The 21055-nt window shown below is 70.1% G+C and carries 17 protein-coding genes; 10 read left to right on the forward strand and 7 right to left on the reverse strand.

Annotated elements, in window-relative coordinates:
* Window positions 1-37: 37 nt before the first annotated feature.
* The 3 genes from SNA_RS18645 (at window position 38) to SNA_RS18655 (ending at window position 3106) form a co-directional block, all read left to right on the forward strand.
* Window positions 38-817: a GNAT family N-acetyltransferase gene (locus tag SNA_RS18645; RefSeq protein ID WP_030063202.1), complete on the forward strand. Its 780-nt coding sequence runs from the start codon at window positions 38-40 to the stop codon at window positions 815-817.
* Between the two features lie 26 nt (window positions 818-843).
* The gene (locus SNA_RS18650; protein WP_030063201.1) at window positions 844-1227 is read left to right on the forward strand and encodes a hypothetical protein; all 384 of its coding nucleotides are present in this window, start codon (window positions 844-846) and stop codon (window positions 1225-1227) included.
* Between the two features lie 310 nt (window positions 1228-1537).
* Window positions 1538-3106 carry a Na+/H+ antiporter gene (locus SNA_RS18655; protein WP_030063200.1) on the forward strand — a complete coding sequence of 523 codons (1569 nt, stop codon included), beginning with the start codon at window positions 1538-1540 and terminating at the stop codon, window positions 3104-3106.
* A 40-nt stretch (window positions 3107-3146) separates the two neighbouring features.
* Here SNA_RS18655 and SNA_RS39800 read toward each other — a convergent pair whose 3' ends face one another.
* Window positions 3147-3236, reverse strand: coding sequence for a hypothetical protein (locus SNA_RS39800; RefSeq protein ID WP_037788435.1), 90 nt, complete (start codon window positions 3234-3236; stop codon window positions 3147-3149).
* A 122-nt stretch (window positions 3237-3358) separates the two neighbouring features.
* Window positions 3359-5959: an ATP-binding protein gene (locus SNA_RS18660; RefSeq protein ID WP_044365965.1), complete on the reverse strand. Its 2601-nt coding sequence runs from the start codon at window positions 5957-5959 to the stop codon at window positions 3359-3361.
* A 434-nt stretch (window positions 5960-6393) separates the two neighbouring features.
* On the opposite strand from SNA_RS18660, the gene SNA_RS18665 reads away from it, so the two are divergent.
* Together SNA_RS18665 and SNA_RS18670 are read left to right on the forward strand one after the other, a co-directional pair.
* Window positions 6394-6924: a universal stress protein gene (locus SNA_RS18665; protein ID WP_030063196.1), complete on the forward strand. Its 531-nt coding sequence runs from the start codon at window positions 6394-6396 to the stop codon at window positions 6922-6924.
* 295 nt (window positions 6925-7219) lie between these two features.
* On the forward strand, window positions 7220-9766 hold the full coding sequence (locus SNA_RS18670) for a sensor histidine kinase (RefSeq protein WP_030063195.1): 2547 nt from the start codon (window positions 7220-7222) through the stop codon (window positions 9764-9766).
* Between the two features lie 35 nt (window positions 9767-9801).
* Here SNA_RS18670 and SNA_RS18675 read toward each other — a convergent pair whose 3' ends face one another.
* Window positions 9802-11700, reverse strand: coding sequence for an NAD-binding protein (locus tag SNA_RS18675; protein ID WP_241779723.1), 1899 nt, complete (start codon window positions 11698-11700; stop codon window positions 9802-9804).
* A 140-nt stretch (window positions 11701-11840) separates the two neighbouring features.
* Complete coding sequence (locus SNA_RS18680) at window positions 11841-12626, reverse strand: hypothetical protein (RefSeq protein ID WP_157879979.1); 786 nt, start codon at window positions 12624-12626, stop codon at window positions 11841-11843.
* 214 nt (window positions 12627-12840) lie between these two features.
* On the opposite strand from SNA_RS18680, the gene SNA_RS18685 reads away from it, so the two are divergent.
* The 4 genes from SNA_RS18685 (at window position 12841) to SNA_RS18700 (ending at window position 16775) form a co-directional block, all read left to right on the forward strand.
* Entirely contained in the window at window positions 12841-14814 is a 1974-nt protein-coding gene (locus SNA_RS18685; RefSeq protein WP_044365920.1) for an APC family permease, read from the forward strand.
* Window positions 14815-14924: 110 nt separating this feature from the next.
* Window positions 14925-15467 carry a hypothetical protein gene (locus SNA_RS18690; RefSeq protein ID WP_044365921.1) on the forward strand — a complete coding sequence of 181 codons (543 nt, stop codon included), beginning with the start codon at window positions 14925-14927 and terminating at the stop codon, window positions 15465-15467.
* Between the two features lie 166 nt (window positions 15468-15633).
* Complete coding sequence (locus tag SNA_RS18695; RefSeq protein WP_157879980.1) at window positions 15634-16167, forward strand: hypothetical protein; 534 nt, start codon at window positions 15634-15636, stop codon at window positions 16165-16167.
* 137 nt (window positions 16168-16304) lie between these two features.
* A complete protein-coding gene (locus tag SNA_RS18700; protein WP_030063188.1) occupies window positions 16305-16775 on the forward strand; it encodes a hypothetical protein in 471 nt (156 codons plus the stop codon).
* 69 nt (window positions 16776-16844) lie between these two features.
* On the opposite strand, the gene SNA_RS18705 is transcribed toward SNA_RS18700, so the two are convergent.
* Window positions 16845-17336: a TetR/AcrR family transcriptional regulator gene (locus SNA_RS18705; RefSeq protein WP_037788469.1), complete on the reverse strand. Its 492-nt coding sequence runs from the start codon at window positions 17334-17336 to the stop codon at window positions 16845-16847.
* A gap of 84 nt (window positions 17337-17420) precedes the next feature.
* On the opposite strand from SNA_RS18705, the gene SNA_RS18710 reads away from it, so the two are divergent.
* The gene (locus tag SNA_RS18710; protein ID WP_044365922.1) at window positions 17421-18491 is read left to right on the forward strand and encodes an FAD-dependent monooxygenase; all 1071 of its coding nucleotides are present in this window, start codon (window positions 17421-17423) and stop codon (window positions 18489-18491) included.
* A 282-nt stretch (window positions 18492-18773) separates the two neighbouring features.
* Here the strand turns inward: SNA_RS18710 and SNA_RS18715 are convergent, their stop codons facing one another.
* Window positions 18774-19385: a DUF1266 domain-containing protein gene (locus SNA_RS18715; RefSeq protein ID WP_030063185.1), complete on the reverse strand. Its 612-nt coding sequence runs from the start codon at window positions 19383-19385 to the stop codon at window positions 18774-18776.
* Window positions 19386-19586: 201 nt separating this feature from the next.
* Complete coding sequence (locus SNA_RS18720) at window positions 19587-20768, reverse strand: macrolide family glycosyltransferase (RefSeq protein WP_030063184.1); 1182 nt, start codon at window positions 20766-20768, stop codon at window positions 19587-19589.
* Window positions 20769-21055: the final 287 nt, after the last annotated feature.

Genomic DNA, 21055 nt, shown 5'->3' on the forward strand with positions numbered 1-21055 from the left:
CCCGCCCCTCCACCCGCGAGCGTCACAAGGAGCCACCGTGATCAAGCTCTCCCACGATCAAGCCGCCGCAGTCTCCCACTGGTTCGCCGCCGGGCCCCCTGGGGCAACGGCGCTGGCCGAACACGCGCTGGTCCCGGGAGCAGGTCACTGGTGGGCCGACCGTCCCGTCGACCCCCGAGCCATCGCCGTGGCCTGCGCCGACCACCTGCTGCTCCGCGGCGACCCCACCGCCCTGGCTCCGCTCGCACTCGCGCCGTTCGCCGCGCACCATGTCCAGGCCCCGGCCCGCTTCCTGCCCCTGCTGAGCCATGCGTTCGACGTCCTCGTGCCGTGGGAGCGCATGGGCTACGTCCGCCGCGTGCCCGTACCGCCGCCTTCGCACCCCTCTCGTGGGGTGACGGTGCGCCGACTGACGCCCGAGGACGCTCCAGCGGTTGCGGCGCTGGGGGCCGAGTCGGCCTGGATACATGCCAGTTGGGGAGGCCCGGCAGGTCTCGCCGCCTCGGGACACGGCTGGGCGGCCTTCGGGAGGGACCGTGTGCTGGCCCTGGCCTGCACATACTTCCGGGGCAGCACATACGAGGACGTCGCCTGCCTCACCGTTTCCGAACACTGCCGCCAGCGCCTCGCACTGGCCTGCGTCACCTCCCTGTGCCAGGACATCACCGCCCGCGGCCACACCCCCAGCTGGACGTGCTCGGGGGACAACCGCCCCAGCCGGCTCCTCGCCTGGACCGCCGGTTTCCGCCTGGAGCACGAGTACCTTCACCATCTCACCGGACAGCCCGCGCGCCGCGTCGCGGGTCTCGCCGCCTGAACAGCACCGATCACGAGGAGCCCCCCATGACGACGCGCCGCACTCCGCGCACCACCCTCGCCTCGGTGACGATCCTCAACGGCGGCCACGAGCTCTCCGTCCACGCCCTGAAACGGCGAGACGACTCCTTCTCCCTCCACTACACCGTCGCGCCGCCCCTGCCGGACGCGGCCGAGGCCACCCCCGTGCTGCTGGCCCTGGAGGCGATGGACGACATCGGCAACGAATACGTCGACCGGGGCGGCGCCTACGGAGCCGCGGACGACGGCACATGCACCCGTGGCAGCATCACCGCGCAGCCCGCCCTGGCGCCGCAGGCAGGTGAGATCCATGTACGGCTCACCTTCCTCCGCGACGGCGAGGAGCACCCCTGCCATCTGATGCTGCGCACCTCGGCCACCAAGCCCTGAGGCCGAGCCTCGACAGGACCGGCGAACCGCTCGCACCACGGCGGCGTGCGCCGGGCACCCGGACACCGGTTTCCCGCACGCGCGGCACACTGCGCCCTGGAACCCGAGGGCGTCTTCGCTCCCGTGAGCCTCAGCTGATCGACGGCAGCCGCACCTGGCCCATGGCGCGAAGTGTGTGCACCGCTGACGACCCGAAGTCAGTAAGACGGTGGCAGAAACCTGACAACACCCGGTACGTTTTCCTGTGGAGTGCCGGGAAGTCTGGTCGGCGACGGTTCAGCATGGGCCGAAGCCACCGAGAGACGAGTACGTGACCGACCTTACTGCCCTCCTCCTTCTCGTCGTGTTCGCCACTTCGGTGGCCACCGGCGCGCGACACTGGCGCATTCCCGCCCCTTCGCTGCTCGTCGTCGGTGGCCTGCTCATCGGGATGCTGCCGTGGATACCGGACGTTCAGGTGGCGCCCGAGGTGATCAGTGTGGTCGTGCTGCCGCCGTTGCTGTTCGCGTCCGCCGAGGAGATTCCGTGGCGTGAACTGCGGGTGGTGTGGCGGCCGGTGACCGTCCTGGCCTTCGGGCTGGTGCTGGCCACCGCGGCGGCCGTGGGGGCGGTGGCCTCCGTGGTCACCCCGCTCAACACCACCATGGCGTTCGTCCTGGGGTCGGTGCTGGCCAGCACCGACCCGGTCGCGGTGACGGCGCTGGGCCGCAAGATCGCGCTGCCGCCGCGCATCCAGGTACTGGTCCAGTCCGAAAGCCTCTTCAACGACGCCACCAGCCTGGTCCTCTTCAAGGTCGCAGTGGGCACCGCCATAGCCGCCCATGCGGTCACCCTTCCCGCGGCCGGCGGTCAGTTCGTGGTGCTCGGCGGTGGCGGGGCGCTGGTCGGTGGTGCCGTCGCGGGGGTGGTGGCGCTGATCCGGCGGCGGACCGAGGACCCGGTGCTGGAGACGGTGATCGCCCTGGTCACTCCGTACGCCGCCTACGTCCTCGCCGAGGACCTGCACACCTCGGGCGTGACCGCGGTCGTGGTGGCGGGGGTGGTGCTCGGCAGCACCGGGCACAAGCTCACCAACGCCACCATCCGGCTCCAGGTGCACGCCGTCTACGGCACGGTGGTCTTCCTGCTGGAGAGCGTGGTCTTCGCCCTCATCGGCCTGGAACTGCCGGCGCTGGTACGCCAACTGACCGCGGACGAGCGCGGCTGGCCGCTCGGTGTGCTCGCGGTCGCCGGCACCGTGATCGCCGTACGGCTTCTCGGGGTCGTTCCCCTCTCCGCCGTCATGCAGCGCCGCCGCGGCAACGGCACGGTCACCTGGCGGATCCCCGCGGTGGTTTCCTGGGCCGGCACCCGCGGCGTGATGCCGCTGGCCGCCGCCCTGTCCATCCCCTTGGCCGCCGACGACGGCAACCCCCTGCCGCACCGCCCGCTGATCCTGGTCCTGACCACTGGCGTCGTCGTCTTCACCCTCGTCCTCCAGGGCTTCACACTGGCACCGGTCGTCCGCTGGTCCAAGATCGCCCTGCAACCGGAGCACACCGCCCGGGAGGAGGCGCACGCCCGCGCCGGCCTGGCTCGGGCCGGGCTGGACCGCCTGGATGAGCTCGAAGCCGTCGAGGCCGCGCCCGCCCCGCTCATCGACCAGTTGCGCCGGGGCCTGCTCGCCCGCCTGGACCAGGCCGACGCCGACCGGTCCGACGACGTCACCTCGTCCTCATGGCTCTCCGCAGCCGGCTACCGGGAACTGCGCCGCACCGTGATAGCCGCCGAAACGGCACAGCTCCAACGTCTGTACGCGGACAACCACATCAGCGACCTCACCCGGCGGCGGCTGCAACGCCGACTGGATCTCGAAGACGCCGGGCTCGGCGACGAGTGAACGTCATGACTCCGGAGGCGCGGAGGTCAGCGGACGCGGCTCAGAACCGGTCCGGGAACTTGACGCCGAGCACCAGCAGCCCGACCAGCGCGGCCGCCACCAGCAGTCCCACCACTCGCTCCACGCTCACGACACCCCCACCGCCACCATCGAAACTCCGCGCATCAGGGACCTCCTCGATTCTCATCCCACGACCGACCGGTACCAGCGTGTCGGCGATGCGATGGGCAGACGAACAACGCGGCCGGTTCCCTAACAGGATCCGTACGAGGCAGGCGTGCCCCGTACGGCGAGCTCGTCCCGTACCGCCGGCACCGGCGCGGCGGGCAGGGAGACGACCATCGTCAGACCGCCGCCGGGAGTCTCCTCGGGTGTGAGGGTGCCGCCCATCGCCTCCGTGAGACCGCGGGAGAGAGCGAGGCCGAGCCCGAGGCCGGTGGTGTTGTCGGTGTCGCCGAGCCGCTGAAACGGCTCGAACGCCCGCTCCCGGTCGGGAAGTTGGATGCCCGGGCCGCGGTCGGTGATCCTCAGCTCCACCCGTCCGGCCAGCGCACTGGCGCCGATCGTCACCGGGCGCCCGGCGGGCGAATGACGTACCGCGTTGGACACCAAGTTGGCGAGGACGCGCTCCAGCAGCGGTGGGTCCGCGAGCACATCGGGGGCGGTCTCCAGCCCTTGGGTCAGCACATGGGCGAGCACCTGCGGGGGTGAGCCGGGCAGGGTGTCCAGCGCTGCCGGGAGCACTTCGGTGAGCGCGATCGGCTCCAGATGCAGGGTCAGCGCACCGGCCTGGAGCCTGCTCATGTCGAGGAGGTTGTCGACCAGACGGCTGAGTTTGGCCAGGCACTCCTCGGCGGTGGCCAGGAGTTCCTCGCGGTCCTCGGGGGAGAAGTCGACGTCGCGGCTGCGCAGCGAGCTGATGGCAGCCCAGCAGCCGGACAGCGGTGTCCGCAGGTCGTGGCCGACCGCGGCGAGGAGTGCGGTGCGCATGCGGTTGGCCGCCTTGACCGGTTCGACCTCGGCCGCGGCCTCGGCGAGCCGGGCGCGTTCGACGGCCGCGGTCAGATGCGCCGCGAAGGCCGTGAGGACACGGTGCTCGGCAGCGGGCAGCCGGCGTCCGCTCAGCACCAGGACGCTGTCGTCCCCGATCGCGACCCTGGTCTCGTGATCGTCCGCCGAGTCCGGCAACGGGCTGCTCATGGCACCGGGATCGGTGTCCCCGCCGCGCGGCCGCAGTGCGATGCCGTCCATGCCGAAGGTCTCGCGGGTCCGTTCCAGGAGGACCGGTACGGCCCGGTCCTCGCGCAGGATGCCGCCGGCCAGCGAGGTGAGGGTTTCCGCTTCCGCGGTCGCCCGTGCGGCCCGCCGGCTCAGCCGCAACGAGCGGTCGACGATGGCGGCGACGGTGACGGCGACCGTCGTCAGGGCGGCCTGGGCGACGACGATATTGGTTCCGGCGAAGCTGAAGTGGCCGATGGGCGGAATGAAGTAGTAGTTCAGCAGCAGCGAGGTCGTCACCGAGGCGAGCAGCGCGGAGACCACCCCGCCGATACAGGCCACTCCCAGCACGGTGAGCAGGAAGAGCAGTGCCTCGCTGGTGAGGTTGAGTGCCAGCGGGCCGGAGACGGTGCGCAGTAGCAGGGTGAGCAGCAGGGGGAGTACGAGGCCGGCCACCGGTCCGGCCACCCGCCGGAAGCGTGGCAGGCCGCTCCCCGGGGCGGCCCATCGCCGTCCCTGGCCGGCGTGTTCGTGCGTCACCGTGTGGACGTCGATGTCGCCGGAGAGCTGGACCACGGTCTCCCCGACTCCGCGGGGCATCAGCACGCGCCGCAGTCGGCCCCGGCGGCTGGCACCGATGACCAGTTGGGTGGCGTTCTGGGACCGGGCGAAGTCCAGCAGGGCGGCGGGCACGTCGTCGCCCACCACCGAGTGGTAGCTGCCCCCGAGGCTCTCGGTGAGCTGCCGCTGTCCGGCCAACGCGGCGGGCGAGGAGCCGGCCGGGTCATGGCTGCGGGTGATGTGGACGGCCAGCAGATCGCCGGACGAGCGGCTCACGATCCGGGCGGCCCGGCGGATCAGCGTCGCGCCCTCCGGCCCGCCGGTGAGCGCGACCACGACCCGTTCGCGGGTCTCCCACACCCGGCCGATGCGGTGCTCGTCCCGGTACTTGCGCAGCGCCTCGTCCACCCGGCCCGCCACCCACAGCAGCGCCAGCTCGCGCAGCGCGGTGAGGTTCCCGAGCCGGAAGTAGCGCGAGAGTGCCGCGTCGACCTTCTCCGGCGGGTAGATGTTGCCGTGCGCCATACGGCGCCGCAGCCCCTCGGCCGGCAGGTCGACCAGTTCGATCTGGTCGGCACGGCGGACGAATTCGTCGGGCACGGTCTCGTACTGCGGCACACCGGTGATCTTCTCGACCACATCGCTGAGCGAGTCCAGGTGCTGGATGTTGAGCGTGGCCGCGACGTCGATCCCGGCGGCGAGCAGTTCCTCGACGTCCCGCCACCGTTTGGTGTTCCGGCCGCCCGGGGCGTTGGTGTGCGCGAGTTCGTCGATGAGCACCACCTGCGGGCGCAGCTCCAGCGCCCGGTCCAGGTCGACCTCGGCGAAGTCCGCACCGCGATGGCTGCGCGTCACCTGAGGCAGGACGTCCAGCCCGTCGAGCATGGCCTCGGTGGACGTGCGGCCGTGACACTCCGCGAAGGCCACCACCACTCGCGTACCGCGGGCGGCCCGGCGCCGGCCTTCGTCCAGCATCCGGTAGGTCTTGCCCACCCCGGGAGCAGCCCCGAGAAAAACCTTGAGCCGGCCGGGGCGCGTCCCCGGTCCGTCGGCCGCATCGCCGCCCCGCCCCATCACGTACTCCTCCACGTACCCCTCTTCAAGAAAGCAGCACGCCGGGCGCCATGACGAAGCGTCGGCACGGCACGGCACCGGTCGGCGTGCGAGGTTCCTGGGAGCATCGTCACTGTGCGTCGGCACATACCGCGAGGGAGTTCGAAGACGTTGACGTAACTCTGACCCCTGCGCCGCTGCTCTGCCGCGCTCGGCCCGGGCTCCGGCTGATGAAGGGCACTCGGCCACGTGCCGCTCCCGCCCGTCCCGGCTGCCCCAGGTGCCCGGCTGTCGTCATGGCAGCGACAGGGTCTGCCGTGCCCGCGTAAAGGAAGTGCCAACAAACCTCGGCCGCTCCACCGGCGACGATCCGATGAATCGAGACTGAAACGCGAGCAGCAACGCGAGAAGGAGCCGCGGAACGGAAGCGCGGCGCGGCACAAGGAGTGTGGACCGTGGGCGGACACCTCGGTCGGCGCGTGGTGGTCGGTGTCAGCGGTTCGTTGGGGAGTCTGACGGCTCTGCACCGCGCCGCCGCCGAAGCCCGGGTGCGGGGTGCGGAGCTGTGGGCCGTTCTGGCCTGGGAGCCGCCCGGTGGCGACATCCCGCACCGCGGCGGGCCGTGCCCGCCGTCTCTGACCGCCGCCTGGCGCCGGATGGCGGGCGAGCGGCTCGATGAGGCGCTCGACACCGCGTTCGGCAGCGACGGACCGGGGATCCCGTTCCAGCGCCTGGTCGCACCGGGCAGGCCGGGCAAGGTACTGCTGGCGGCCGCCGACCGGAACGACGATCTTCTGGTGATCGGTGCCGGAGCGCGCGGCAGGCTGCGCCGTGCGGTGTGGCCCTCCGTGTCCCGGTACTGCGTGGCACGGGCCTCCTGCACGGTGCTGACCGTGCCGCCGTCCCCCCTGCACCAGGCACTGGCGGCCGTACACCGCCGGAACGTGTGGAAACTCCCGTTCAGCACAAGGGAATTGGCGGATTGACCGTCCCTCCTGGGACGCGCCGAGGCGCGTCAGCCGCACGGTGTCGCGCCGGGTCCCCGCAGGTTGCCTCGCGGTGTCAGGGATTCGTCAATTTTGCGCTCGCGACCGTAAGGACTGCGTCAAGGAGCGACGAAATCCAGCCACCGGCGCGATTCCCTCTCCTGGTCCGTTCCACCCAACCCGTCCTCGGCACATCCCGGGCGTTTCTTCACCTCGCCCGGTATGGGCCATCGCTTCGACCACTGACGACCCGGGCTTTCGCCCCTGGACACCACGACACGGAGGGCGGGGCCACGTGGCTCGCGGCAAGCTTCGGATATACCTCGGCGCGGCACCGGGCGTCGGCAAGACCTACGCCATGCTGTCCGAGGCACACCGCCGTATCGAACGCGGCACGGACTGTGTGGTCGCCTTCGTCGAGCACCACGGCAGGCCGCGCACCGAGGTGATGCTGCACGGCCTGGAGCAGATTCCGCGCCGGGAGCTGGCGTACCGCGACACGGTGTTCACCGAGATGGACGTGGACGCGATCCTGGCGCGCAGACCGGCCGTGGCGCTGGTCGACGAGATGGCGCACACCAACGTCCCCGGCTCGCGCAACACCAAGCGCTGGCAGGACATCGAGGAGCTGCTGGAAGCCGGGATCCATGTGGTCTCGACGGTGAACATCCAGCACCTGGAGTCCCTCGGTGACATCGTCGAGTCGATCACCGGGGTGCGGCAGAAGGAGACCGTCCCCGACGAGGTGGTACGCCGCGCCGACCAGATCGAGCTGGTCGACATGTCTCCCCACGCGCTGCGCCGCCGCATGGCGCACGGCAACATCTACAAGCCGAACAAGGTCGACGCGGCGCTGTCGAACTACTTCCGGCCCGGCAACCTCACCGCGCTGCGCGAACTGGCGCTGCTGTGGGTGGCCGACCGGGTCGACGAATACCTCCAGGAATACCGGAGCGAACACCGGGTCTCGAAGATCTGGGGCTCGCGCGAGCGCATAGTGGTCGGCCTGACGGGCGGCAGTGAGGGCCGTACGCTCATCCGGCGCGCCACCCGCCTCGCCGAGAAGGGTGCGGGTGGCGAGGTGCTCGCCGTCTACATAGCCCGCAGCGACGGCCTGGCCTCCGGTTCGCCCAAGGAACTCGCCGTCCAACGCACCCTCGTCGAGGACCTGGGCGGCACCTTCCACCATGTTCTGGGGGAGGACATCGCCTCCGCGCTGCTGGAATTCGCCCGGGGCGTGAACGCCACCCAGATCGTCCTGGGAACCTCGCGGCGCAGGGCATGGCAGTACGTCTTCGGTCCCGGCGTGGGCGCGACCGTCGCCCGCGACTCCGGACCCGACCTGGACGTCCACATCGTCACCCACGAGGAAGCCGCCAAGGGACGCGGGCTCCCCGTCACCCGCGGTGCGCGGCTGGGCCGCTCCCGGATCATCCGGGGCTGGCTGACCGGGGTGGTGGGGCCGGCGCTGCTCACGCTGCTGCTGTTGCAGGTCGGGACGGGCCTCGGTCTCGCCAACGACATGCTGCTGTTCCTGACGCTGACCGTGGCGGCGGCGCTGCTCGGCGGTCTGCTCCCGGCGCTGGCATCGGCCGTGGTGGGATCGCTCCTGCTCAACTGGTTCTTCACACCGCCCGTGGGCCGGCTCACCATCGCGGACCCCAAGAACATCCTGGCACTGGTCATCTTCGTGCTGGTGGCGATCTCGGTGGCCTCCGTCGTCGATGTCGCCGCCCGGCGCACGCACCAGGCCGCCCGCCTGCGCGCCGAGTCGGAGATCCTCTCCTTCCTGGCGGGCAGCGTGCTGCGCGGCGAGACCACCCTCGACGCCCTGCTGGAGCGGGTGCGCGAGACCTTCGCGATGGACGCCGTGGCACTGCTGGAGCGGGAGTCCGAGACGTCCCCCTGGACCTGCTCGGGCAGCGTGGGCGACGCCGGTCCGCTCGCCCGCCCGGAGGACGCGGACGTCGACATGCCCGTCGGCGACCATATGGCGCTCGCGTTGTCGGGCCGTGTCCTGCCCGCCGAGGACCGCCGCGTGCTGGCGGCCTTCGCTGCCCAGGCCGCCGTCGTCCTCGACCGCCAGCGCCTCCAGTCCCAGGCCGAAACCGCCCGCAAGCTCGCCGAGGGCAACCGCATCCGCACCGCTCTGCTCGCGGCCGTCAGCCACGACCTGCGTACTCCCCTGGCCGGTATCAAGGCGTCGGTCACCTCCCTGCGCTCCGACGACGTCGAATGGTCCGACGAGGACCAGGCCGAACTCCTCGCGGGCATCGAGGAAGGCGCCGACCGCCTCGATCACCTCGTCGGCAATCTCCTGGACATGTCCCGGCTCCAGACCGGCACCGTCACACCCCTGATCCGCGAGGTCGACCTCGACGAGGTCGTGCCGATGGCCCTGGGCGGCGTACCGGAGGACAGCGTCATCCTCGACATTCCCGAGGAGCTGCCGATGGTCGCGGTCGATCCGGGCCTGCTGGAGCGCTCGGTCGCCAACATCGTCGAGAACGCGGTGAAGTACAGCCCCGAGGGCGAGCCCGTACTCGTCTCCGCCAGCACGCTGGGAGGCCGCGTCGAAGTGCGCGTCGCCGACCGCGGCCCCGGCGTCCCCGACGGCGCCAAGGACCGCATCTTCGAACCCTTCCAGCGCTACGGCGACGCGCCGCGCGGCGCGGGCGTCGGCCTGGGCCTCGCCGTCGCCCGGGGCTTCGCCGAGGCCATCGGAGCCACCCTCACCGCCGAGGACACCCCCGGCGGCGGGATGACCATGGTGCTCACGGTGCCCACCACCGCCGGTCAGCTGACGGCTGCGCCCGGCCTGCCGGCCGCGGTCACGTCGTAGGCGGCTGCCCGGCGGACGGTGCGGCCGGGCGATGCTCATGCACGAGGGTCGGCCGGGTGCGGCTGCACCCCCGTCATCAGGAAGTCCAGACCGCGCCGGGTCGAGACCACCACGACCCGGTCACCGGCCCGCAGGATCCGGCCGTGGGAGGGGCGCCAGTCGAAGCCCGGCCGGTCGAGACGCAGGCTGCCCAAGGTGTCCGTCGGACCGGGAGAACCGGTCTCGGCGGCGGAGCCCACCGCCAGGACGCGCCATTCGTTCTCGCGGAAGGCCTGGTGGACGGAGTGTCCCTCCAGCTCCGGGTGGCCTGCGACGTCGACCGTGGTGAAGAGGAGGGAGCCGCGTTCGACCGGCATGATGCCCAGGACGTGGCGGCCCATCATGGCGGCGGCGAAGGGCAGCGCGGCGAGCGCCGAGACGCTGCGGCTCCGGGTGGTGGCATCGGGATAGGAGGCGCGCATGGTACGGGAGACGGTGGCCGCGAAGTCGTCATCGTGGAGCCGCATCACCACCCGCACCTGAGGGTTGCCCTCGCGCGCCGCCATCACGATGTCGAGGTTCTCGCCGTCGTCGCGGGTGAGCACCAGCAGCGACTTGCTCTGGCGGATGCGCGCCCGGTCGAGGACCCCGGGGGCGCCGGCGTCCTCCAGCAGCAGCGGCACACCGAGTTCGCGGGCCAGGGCCACGCCGCGCGCATGCGGGTCCCGCTCTATGACCACCACCTGATGAGCGGTGGTGCGCAGTTGGGCCAGCACCCGGGTGCCGACCTTCCCCAGGCCGACCAGCACGATGTGGTCGCGCAGGTCCTCGGCCGGAGGATGTCCCACGGAGGCTTTGCGGAACGCCTCGGTGGCGTTCATGGTCGCGGCGACCACGAGCGGGAGGACCGCCAACCCCACGAAGCCGGCGATGAGTTGGAGTACCCGGCGGGCCGGTGATTCGTCGGTTGCCGGGTCACCCATGGTGAAGATGTCCAGCAGCGGCAGGTACACCGACTTCCACAGCGGACCGGGCTCGGCCAGTGCGGTGGCCGCGGCCAGTACCAGCACGATCGCGGCCAGCGCGCCGAAGACCGCGAGGATCTCGTGGGAGAGGAAGACCTTCCACGGCAGATGTGCCAGCCGGTCGCGCAGCCAGGCACCGTAACCGCGCCGGTCGCGCGTCGGGGCCTCGGGCGGATGGTGATGGGTGACCTCCTCCAGCATCAGCCGGCCGTGGGTGAACTGCCGGTGGTAGGAGGTGGCGGTGTCGGGCAGCAGCTGGGTGCCCTCCTCCCCCGGCGTCTCCGGGCTGTCCTCGCTCGCCGGGTCGTCCTGGTGGGCGCCGGACAGCACCGCGAGGGTGGCGAGATCGGCCGACTGCGGCGGGGTACGCGCGGGACGCACGACCCCGCGGAAGACCTGGCCCTCCACCTGTAGCGGGTCCCCCTGCCCGACCGCGGCCGCGGCCACCAGCTCAGGTACCGCGGTGTCGGTGTCGGAAAGCACGGTGGTGGACATGTCGAGCGCGGTGTCGTCGGTTCGGCCCAGCGCCGATACGGCACGGTCCAGGAGCCGTTCGAGATGCTCACCGCGCTCCCGGTTGTACATGCGGATGACCAGGCGGATCGCCGGGTTGAGGGTGCGGGCCAGCAGTGCCGCGGTGACATTGACCTGGTCGTCGCGGTAGGCGAGGGCGAGCGCGGCCGCCCGCTCGACTCCCGCGGCCCGCAGCGTCTGCTCGTCCGGACGGGCCGCCACCAGCAGCTCGACGGGCGACTGCGGATCGCGGTGCAGCACGGCGATCTCCGGTGCATGCCCCTCACGCCGGGAGGGCAGCACGACGGTGACGGCCTCACCGCACACCGCGTCCAGGGTCACCGCCAGCCGGTGGGCCAGCCCGTCGTCGCCGCAGATCACCATGTGCTGGGAACGCTCGCCAAAGGGAGTACTCAAGTGCAGAGTTGACGTCACGTCATCAAGATTGCGGGGACATGACAGAAGGTTCCGATGTGCACACCGGTTCGGGGTCAAAGTTGTGTAAGGGCGACCGGGTTCGGCGAACCAACGGGCGGTGGTCATTGCCGTCGCACAAGCTACAGGGTGTTGCAGGAGGCTGTGCTCTGGGGATGTGCCATCCCGGAGCCGTCGGTCGTAGCGGAATCGCGGGCCGCCGCGGCCTTGCGGGCGGCGTGCAGGGTGACCGCAAGGGCCACGGTGAACTCGCCGAGCAACACCAGCGCGATCTCGCTCACCATCGCGAGAATCGCGAAGAACCGGTACGTCCCGTCAGCCTCCGCGAAGTCCGGCTCGACCAGCCCGCCAGGGTCCCACGCCACCTGTACCGCGTCACCAACGTGGTCGGAGGTGCCGCAGTTGAGGCTGCCGGGCGCGTCGGTGGCACCGCGATAGCGGATGACGCACTCGTACGAGGTGGTCTTCCCGTGGTGCTCGATGACACGTGCGACCACACCCGACCGCACCTCGCCCCGCAGCTCCAGTACGAACCCCTGCGAGGCATTCGCGGCCAGCACCGCGGCAGCGACCGCCGGAACAACCAGCAGCGTCACCATCAGGCGGCTCAGCGCCCCGTCGGGCAGCAGCCCGGGGACCACCACGATCAGCCAGGTTCCGCCGGCCATCCCCAGCACGAGCGAGGGCACCAGCATCCAGTGGAGCGGCCACAGCACCCCACTGGCCAGGACAGTCAGCGCGGCGAGCGGAATCAGCAGCGCAACCCGTGTCGGACTGGCCGGGCGCCAGGGCTTACGCGTCCGGAGGCTGCGTAGCGGGCGCAGCACTGGTCCGCCGTGCCGGTGCCGCCCCACCGGCACCATCGCCGGTTGCCGACGGCCCCGTTCCGCCTGGTCCCGTCCCGTCATCACGCTCCCCCGAATCGTCCAGCCAACATCAATTTCAGCCGCACTCCAAGCCGCCGTCGGCACTCTTAACACCACCTTGACGCCACCGTCCGGACCTGGACGAACGCGGTGGCGAAAACGCTGTGAGTGCGTACCCTGACCAGGCCATCTCCCCGATGGCCGGATTTCGCCGTACGAGCCGTGCGAGCCGTACGCGTACACACAGGAGCATGCGATGGCCACCCCTCTCCCCGCGGATACCTCCTCCGCAGCCCCACCGCGGAGCAGTCGTCTGCGCGCGTGGATGCTGGAGGGCCTGGCCGATATGGCCAAGCACCAGCAGGGTCCGCACGCCGAGCCCGAGAGCGCCCACGAGGGGCAGCGGTGGTGGCGGGTGATGTGCCTGACCGGTGTGGACTACTTCTCCACCCTGGGCTACCAGCCGGGCATCGCCGCCCTGGCGGCCGGCTTGCTGTCGCCGGTGGCGACCCTCGTGCTCGTGATCGTGACGCTGGTCGGCGCGCTGCCGGTCTACCGGCGGGTGGCCGAGGAGAGCCCGCGTGGCGAGGGTTCGATCGCGATGCTGGAGCGGCTGCTGTCGTTCTGGAAGGGCAAGCTGTTCGTCCTGGCCCTGCTCGGCTTCGCCGCCACCGACTTCCTGATCACGATCACCCTGTCGGCGGCGGACGCCTCCACCCACCTGGTGGAGAACCCCCATCTGACGGACGTCCTGCACGGCCAGCAGATGCTGATCACGCTGGTGCTGGTGGCGTTGCTGGGCGCGGTGTTCCTCAAGGGCTTCCTGGAGGCGATCGGCGTCGCGGTTGCCCTGGTCGGGGTCTACCTCGTCCTGAACGCGGTGGTCGTGGCCGTGGGCCTGTGGCACATCGTGACCGCCCCGCATGTGGTCACCGACTGGTCCAGCGCCCTGACCACTCAGCACGGGAACGTCTTCGCCATGGTCGGGGTGGCCCTGCTGGTCTTCCCGAAGCTGGCGCTGGGCCTGTCCGGTTTCGAGACCGGCGTGGCGGTCATGCCGCACGTCCAGGGCGACGCGAGCGACACCGAGGCCAAGCCCACCGGGCGGATCCGGGGCACCAAGAAGCTGCTCACCGCCGCCGCTGTGATCATGAGCGTGTATCTGATCACCACCAGCTTCATCACCACCCTCCTCATCCCGGCGAACGAGTTCAAGCCGGGCGGCCAGGCCAACGGGCGCGCGCTCGCCTACCTGGCGCACGAATACATCGGTGGCGGTTTCGGCACTCTCTACGACGTCTCCACCATCGCCATCCTCTGGTTCGCGGGCGCCTCCGCCATGGCCGGGCTGCTCAACCTGATGCCGCGCTACCTGCCCCGCTACGGCATGGCCCCGCACTGGGCGCGTGCCGTACGCCCCATGGTGATCGTCTTCACCCTGGTGGCGTTCCTGGTCACCTGGCTCTTCGACGCCGACGTCGACGCGCAGGGCGGCGCCTACGCCACCGGCGTCCTGGTGCTGATGTCCTCCGCGGCGATCGCGGTGACCATCGCCGCCCGCCGCGCCGGTCAGCGGGCCTGGACGATCGGCTTCGCGCTCGTCGCCGCGGTGCTGCTCTACGTCACCGGCGCGAACGTCGTCGAACGCCCCGACGGTGTCAAGATCGGCGCCTGCTTCATCGCCGGCATCATCCTCATCTCGCTGCTGTCGCGGCTTCGGCGCGCCTTCGAGCTGCGCGTCACCCACATCACCATGGATGACATGGCCGAACGGTTCGTCCGCGATACGGCGCATCGCAAGATCCGGTTCATCGCCAACGAACCCGACCAGCGCGACCGGGCCGAATACCGCGACAAACTCCAGCAGATCCGCGTCGACAACGACCTGTCGGCCGAGGAGGACTTCGTCTTCGTCGAGGTCACCCTCGGCGACCCCTCGGAGTTCGAGGCGGCCATGACCGTACGCGGCGAAGTCCTGCACGACCGCTATCGCGTCCTGACCGTGGAGAGCTCCTCCATCCCCAACGCTCTGGCCGCCCTGCTCCTGCACGTACGGGACACCACCGGACAGCGCCCCCACATCTACTTCGAATGGACCGAAGGCAACCCCTTCGCCCAGTTCCTCCGCTTCTTCCTCTTCGGCCAGGGCGAAGTCGCCCCCGTCACCCGTGAGGTCCTGCGCGAGGCCGAACCCCACCGCGACCGCCGCCCCCGCGTCCACGTCGGCTGACCGCGCCCACGGAGGCCCAGGCGTCAAGAAAGCGATAAAAACCAGCCACGCAACATCAGGAAGATGTCAAGAAACGGGCGCTCCGGCACGGCCTGCCTAGTGTCAGCCACATGGGACCGCGGACCGCGCCGGGCGTGCCGCATGCCGGGCGGCCGGACATCACCGTCGACCGCCACTGGCGTGCGGATGCCCGGCGCGCCGTTCAGTACTCCCTGGCGTTCGTCGGTCCGATCATGCTGCTCGACCGGTGCTCGGGCGGCCTCACGCTGCCCCGCGCCGGGCTCTGGGCCGTACTCGGACTCGTGGTCCTCGCGATCGCCCTGCCCTCGCGCGTCACCGCGGGCGACGGGTGGCTGGCGGTACGGGGCCTCTTGGGCGAGCGCAGGGTACGCACCGACGCCTTGGTTGCGGTGCGGCAGAACGGCGGCATCGCCGTCCGCCTCGTCCTGCGAGATGCCGACGGACGGTGGCTGAAACTGGACCGCCAAGTCCTGGATGCCAATCCGCTGATGTGGCATCTGATCGACGCCGGCGCCCGCCGCTCCGTCCAGCGCGGCACGCTGCGCCACGGCAGACAGGTACTTCAGGAGCTGGCGGACCGGATCGACGGGCAGGAGGCCCGCGCGGTCCTCACGGCTTCCGGGATGCTGTGAACATACCGCTGTAAAGATGCCGCCGCTGTGAAGTTGCCGCTCTGAACACGCGGTACGGGTACGGGCATCAGCGCCAGCGAGAGCAGCCACGGGGGAACGGATGGGCCGGCACACGCGCACGCTGCGACCGGGCGCCCCTTGGTCGTGGGCGCGCACACCGATCGGGGTGCTCCTCTTACTCGGCATCGTCGCGCTGATGGGCCTGCTGCTGCGATGGGCGTGGACCGACTTCCGCTACGCGACCGCCCGGTCAGGCACGCCCGGTACCTTCTCCGCCATTCATTGCCACACCATCCACCAACCCCGCGGCGGCGATGTGCACCCCTGCACGGGGACGTTCGTCGCGACAGAAGGCGGGTTCACCGATCACTCGGCGCACCTCGATGACAACCCGGTGGGGGTCGGCAAACCCCTCAGGCTGCTCCGCGAGTCGGATGGCAGCTACCACCGTCCGCTGGTCTCCACCGCGGTGCTGGATGTGGCCGCCGCCTTCGGCATCGTGTGGGCGGCGGCAGTCGGGGCGGTGATGGTGTGCGTGGGCTCCCGCAGGGTTTCCGTGGGCGGCGGAAGTCCGGCCCGTTCGAAACCGCACCTCTGGGCTTCCCTCCAGCTCTGGCTCACCGTGGTCGCCGTCGGGAGCGTGGCCGCGGGGGTGTTGTCCCTCGTCGTAGGTATCGTGATCGCGCTGACCGGCCACTGACCAACGACTGTACGCGGTGACGTACAGCCCCGAGGGCGAGCCCGTGCTGGTCTCGGCCGGCGCGCTCACGTCCCGCCACCACCGGCCCGGGAGGTCACGTTCGAGTCATCGTTCGAGGCCACATTCAAGAACACGCTATGGTGACCATCATGCGGTGGGGGGTTCGTCCGGTATGGGTCCGGTGCATGGCGGCAGCCTACGCGGTCGGGTTCCTTGAAGGGACGGCATGGCATGCGTACTGTCTGGCGACCGGCGCGCTGCATGCCTACAGCTACGCGCCCATACCCATCCAACTACTTTTCCATGCGCTCCTCTTGCTGGATCCGCTGGTCGCCCTGTTGAGCATTCGAGCCCGCCCAGGTGGACCGCTGCTCGCTGCCGTGGTCATGCTCGCGGACCTGGTCGGCAACTGGTACGTCAACTGGAGGGCGGTATGGGCGCATCCAGCGGCGTTTCTCCGGCCGGTCGGGCTCTTGCCGATCACCCTCTTCGGCATCCTCGTTCTGCTCACCGCCTTTCCGCTGCGCCGAGCCCTGACATCCGGCGGTGACGAGGCCCGCAGAACATCTCAGACCGCGAGCACCGTCACGGGCGGCACGTCAACCTAGCGAAAGGCATCTCAGCGTCGGTAGCGGTAGGCGCAGAGGACGCTGTCCCGAGCCGGAGTGCCACGCCGTTCACAATCCCTGGGCCAGTGAGCGAAGTTCGGCGATGACGTCGGCAGCGGACGGCGCATGCTCCGGATCCACCAGCCACTGCAACATCAGGCCGGACAGCAGCGCGAGCGGCACCGAGCCGCCGAGGCCCTCGCGGCCCTGACGCTGGCCGTCCGCCAGGCGCTCGCGCACCTCGGGCGAGTGCTGCGCCTGCACGGCGGCCTCCAGCTGGGCCACCCACAGCGCGCGGTGCGTGGTGAAGCTGTCGATCAGCGCCTCCCAGCGGTCCTCCGTCCGGTCTCCGGGGGATTGGCCGGCGAGTTCCTCGCCCAGCTCGTCCACCGCCTCCACCAGGGCCTGCGTGAGCAGGGCGTCCCGGGAGCCGAAGTGGTAGCCGATAGCGGCGTGGCTGACTCCGGCGGCAGCGGCGATGTCCCGCACCGTGGTGCGGCCCCAGCCCCGTTCGATCAGGCACCTCTTGGCGCCCGCCAACAGATCCTCGCGGTTTCCCATGCCGGAGAGCATAGCAAGAGATTTGACCATATGGTTCATCCAAATGGATTGACCATATGGTCAAGGAGATCTAGGGTCCTTGCCATGACCACCAACTCCACGGTTTTGATCTCGGGTGCGAGCGTCGCCGGACCCGCCCTGGCCCACCTGCTGCACCGCGGCGGCTACCAGGTCACCGTCGTCGAGCGAGCCCCCGCCGTACGCGGCGGCGGCTACGCCGTCGACTTCCGTGGCGCGGCCTTCGAGGTGCTGGACGAACTCGGCATCCTCGCCGAAGTGCGCGAGCACGACACCAAGATGCGCGGTACCACCCTGATCGATGAGACCGGCGCCGAGACCGGGCTGCTGCCCGCCGAGGCGTTCGCCGGCGAGCTGGAGGTTCCCAAGAGCGACCTGACCCGGATCCTGTACCGCATCACCGCCGACGACATCGAGTACCTCTTCGACGACTCGATCGCGACGCTGACGGAGCACGAGGGAGGCGTCACCGTCGAATTCGAGCGCGGCGCCACCCGCGAGTTCGACCTGGTCTTCGGTGCCGACGGGATCTACTCGCGCGTGCGGCGGCTGGCCTTCGGCCCGCACGAGCAGGCACTGCACCACTTGGGCCTGTCCGGTGCCGGGTTCACCACCGACAACTACCTCGGCCTGGACCACCAGGGCATGCTGCAGTTGGACGGAAATGCAGCCGTCTACCTGTTCAGCGCCGGCGACCCGCGCCGGCTCACCGTCAGCCTCTCCTTCGCCACCGCCTCGCCCGCGCTGGACCGATGCGGCCGCGACGAACAGCAAGCCGCGGTTCGCGCCGCCTTCGCCGACCGCGGCTGGCAGGCCCCCCGGCTGCTTGCGGCCATGGCCGAGGCCGAGGACTTCTCCTTCGCATCCACCTGCCAAGTCCAGCTCGACAGCTGGTCGAAGGGCCGCATCGCACTGCTCGGCGACGCGGGATATTGCGCTGCCCCGACCGCGGGCATGGGCACTTCTCAGGCCCTGCTCGGCGCCCGCTCCCTGGCCCGGCACCTGTCCGTAGCCGACGGCGACCACCGCGCCGCGTTCGCCGCCTACGAGGCCGAACTGCGCCCCTACGTCACCGAGAACCAGATCAAGGGACGCGAAGCCGTCGCCATGTTCGGCGGCCGCACGGCAGAGGGGTGAGGACACCCGTGCAGGTAGAGACGGGCCTCGGACCCATCCTCAAGCGGGCCGCCAACAGGGCCTCCTGGTGCGCTGCAACAGGGTCCGCCAGGTGAACGGGGCGGCAGGCGCGGGGCATCAGGCCATCACCTCCACCCCGTCAATCCGACGCGCCCGAGCGTCGATCCCGTGCATCGCGAGCCACAACGTCCACCGCCGTCTGCGCTGCAATCGCCGCTCCTGGTGCTCCTGGCGCTCCTGGCCGGCAGTAACGCCCTCAGCAGCAGTTCGAAGATCCACGCGCTAGTTGGCGCATGTCGTCACCTGATCGGGCTGGTAGATGGTCTCCCACGGAACCTGATTCCAGGGACTGCCGGGGTTTGCGGGGTCCAGCAGGCGCTGCACGGCCTGGATGGTGTCCTCCTGCGACCCGGCCCACTCGCGGCCGACGTTCTGCATCCAGAGGTGACGTCCGGCTACGAAGTCGTCGGCGAACGCTCGCCAGGACCCGTACGTCTGCGCCACAGGTGCCGCCGCGCCTGCCAGCAGCTGCCAGGCGCCTGCCTCGTCGACGTATCCGGCGCCGAAGCCCGACCTGACGACCGAGACGTAGCGACCGAAGTCCCAGGCCACCGGAGGGTGCCCGAGTACCGGCGCCATCTGCATACGGTGCCCCTCACCAGCCAGCCGTTGCAGGGCCGCGTGCAGGCTTTCCGGCGAGGTGATGTCCCAGCTCTGTGCCAGGCTCACCTTGCAGTTCGTGGGGTTGATCCGCTTCAGCGGGTAAAGCATCAAGTGGCTGTGGCCCCACATGCGCTCCGCCAGAATCGCATCGAGCGAGACCATCCACCGCTGGTGCGCCGTCAACACAGCGGGGTAACGCCTCTTCGCCGACGGCCCGAACGCCATCTTCATCAGGGACGAGGCAAGTATCCAACCACTCATGGCCAGCGATCTTCACAGACCGTTGACCAGCAGGTCAACCTGGCCTCTCAGCACTCCGACCTGTCCAACACGCCCCCGCGTCCGCGACGCCCTTGGGCGGCCGAACCGCCGGTAGCCGGGGCACGCCAGCGCGCGCCCCGGCGTCGTGTGGCAGTCTTCAGCCGAGGTGCTTCAGCCGAGGTGCTCCTCGATCAGCTCGGCGCCGCGGACCGCTCCCCCGCTCTCCCTGACGACCTTACGCATCCGGTCGAGATTGGCGCGCACCGTGTCGTCGGCCACGATGCGGTCGACCGCGGCACGCAACGACTCGGCGGTCACCGTGTCCGGGTCCAGCCGCTCGCCGAGCCCCAGTTCCTGCACCCGCCCGGCATTGGCGGCCTGCTCGGGCATTTGCGGAACGGCGATCAGTCCCACCCCGTAATACAGCGCCTCCATGGTGGAGTTCATTCCGGTGTGGGAGACGAAGGCGTCGGCATGCTGGAGCACGGCCAGCTGCGGGAAATGCGACCGGACGTCGATGGTCGGCGGAATTTCTCCGAGTTCGGCCGGGTCCAGGCCGCCCACGGTCATGGCCACTTGATAGTGACCGTCACCGAACGCGTCGATGCAGGTGCGGTAGAACTCGGGCCGGTCGTTGAAGACCGTTCCGAGCGAGATGAACAGGAAGGGTGCCTCGGGATCGGCCGGCGACCACGGTTCGGCGTGCTCCCGGTTGCCCACCGAGGGGCCTATGAACTGGAACCGCTCATCGAAGGTGTCGCCGGCCGGCTGGAACTGCCTGGGTATGAACACAAGGTTCAGATCTTCGGTGGCGTCCAGGACGTTCTCCGGGTTGAGCACGACACCGTGTTCGGCGGAGAATTCCGCACAGCTGGCGGCGAGTTGGGACACGATGGGGTTCTCGTCGCCGTGTCCCTTCTTGATGGCCTCGAAGAGCGAAAACTCCTCGTTCGAGGCGAAGTTGGGAATGCAGCGCACGGCGGGAAGGCCCAGTTGCTCGGCGACGACCCGGCCCGGCCAGTTGAAGCCGTCGTAACAGATCACGTCCGGCGACTCGGCGGCGCAGTAGTCCCGCACCACCGGGTACACCGAACCGCTCATTTCCGCGAACAGGAGACGCATCCAGGCCGCGATTGCTTCGGGACCGAACTCCCGCGGCGGGGCGGCGAACAGCTCGGACGAGCACTGCAGTTCCACCCAGCGCGCGCCGGCCTTGGTGACCGCGTCGGCGTGTTCCGCGCTGGTGGCGTAGTCGACCCGGTGCCCCCGCCGCACGAGTTCCTCGACCAACGGCAGTGTGGGATTGACGTGCCCGTGTCCGAAAAGGGCTACGAATAGCAAGTGTTTGGACATGTCACAGATCCTACCGAGCCGTGATCTCCGCGCCTCGGCCCCCCTACGGATTGCCGATGGCCTTCTGGCAGGCTCAACTCCCGCTGCCTGTAACGCACATGCTCAGCCCCTCGTAGAACTTCCGGGCTGATCGTCACGCCTGCGACGACTTACCGTTGGGCCTGGCCCGGCGCCCCGCCGGCTGCGTTGAAGGACGGCCTGAAAACCCCAGCATGTCTTTCAGGCGGCACCGGGTGTGGGCGTATGTGTCCTGAGCGTTGCGTGTTCCTACTTCCACGCTCAGAACG

The organism is Streptomyces natalensis ATCC 27448, assembly GCF_000935125.1.
In the GTDB taxonomy this organism is placed as follows: Bacteria; Actinomycetota; Actinomycetes; order Streptomycetales; family Streptomycetaceae; genus Streptomyces; species Streptomyces natalensis.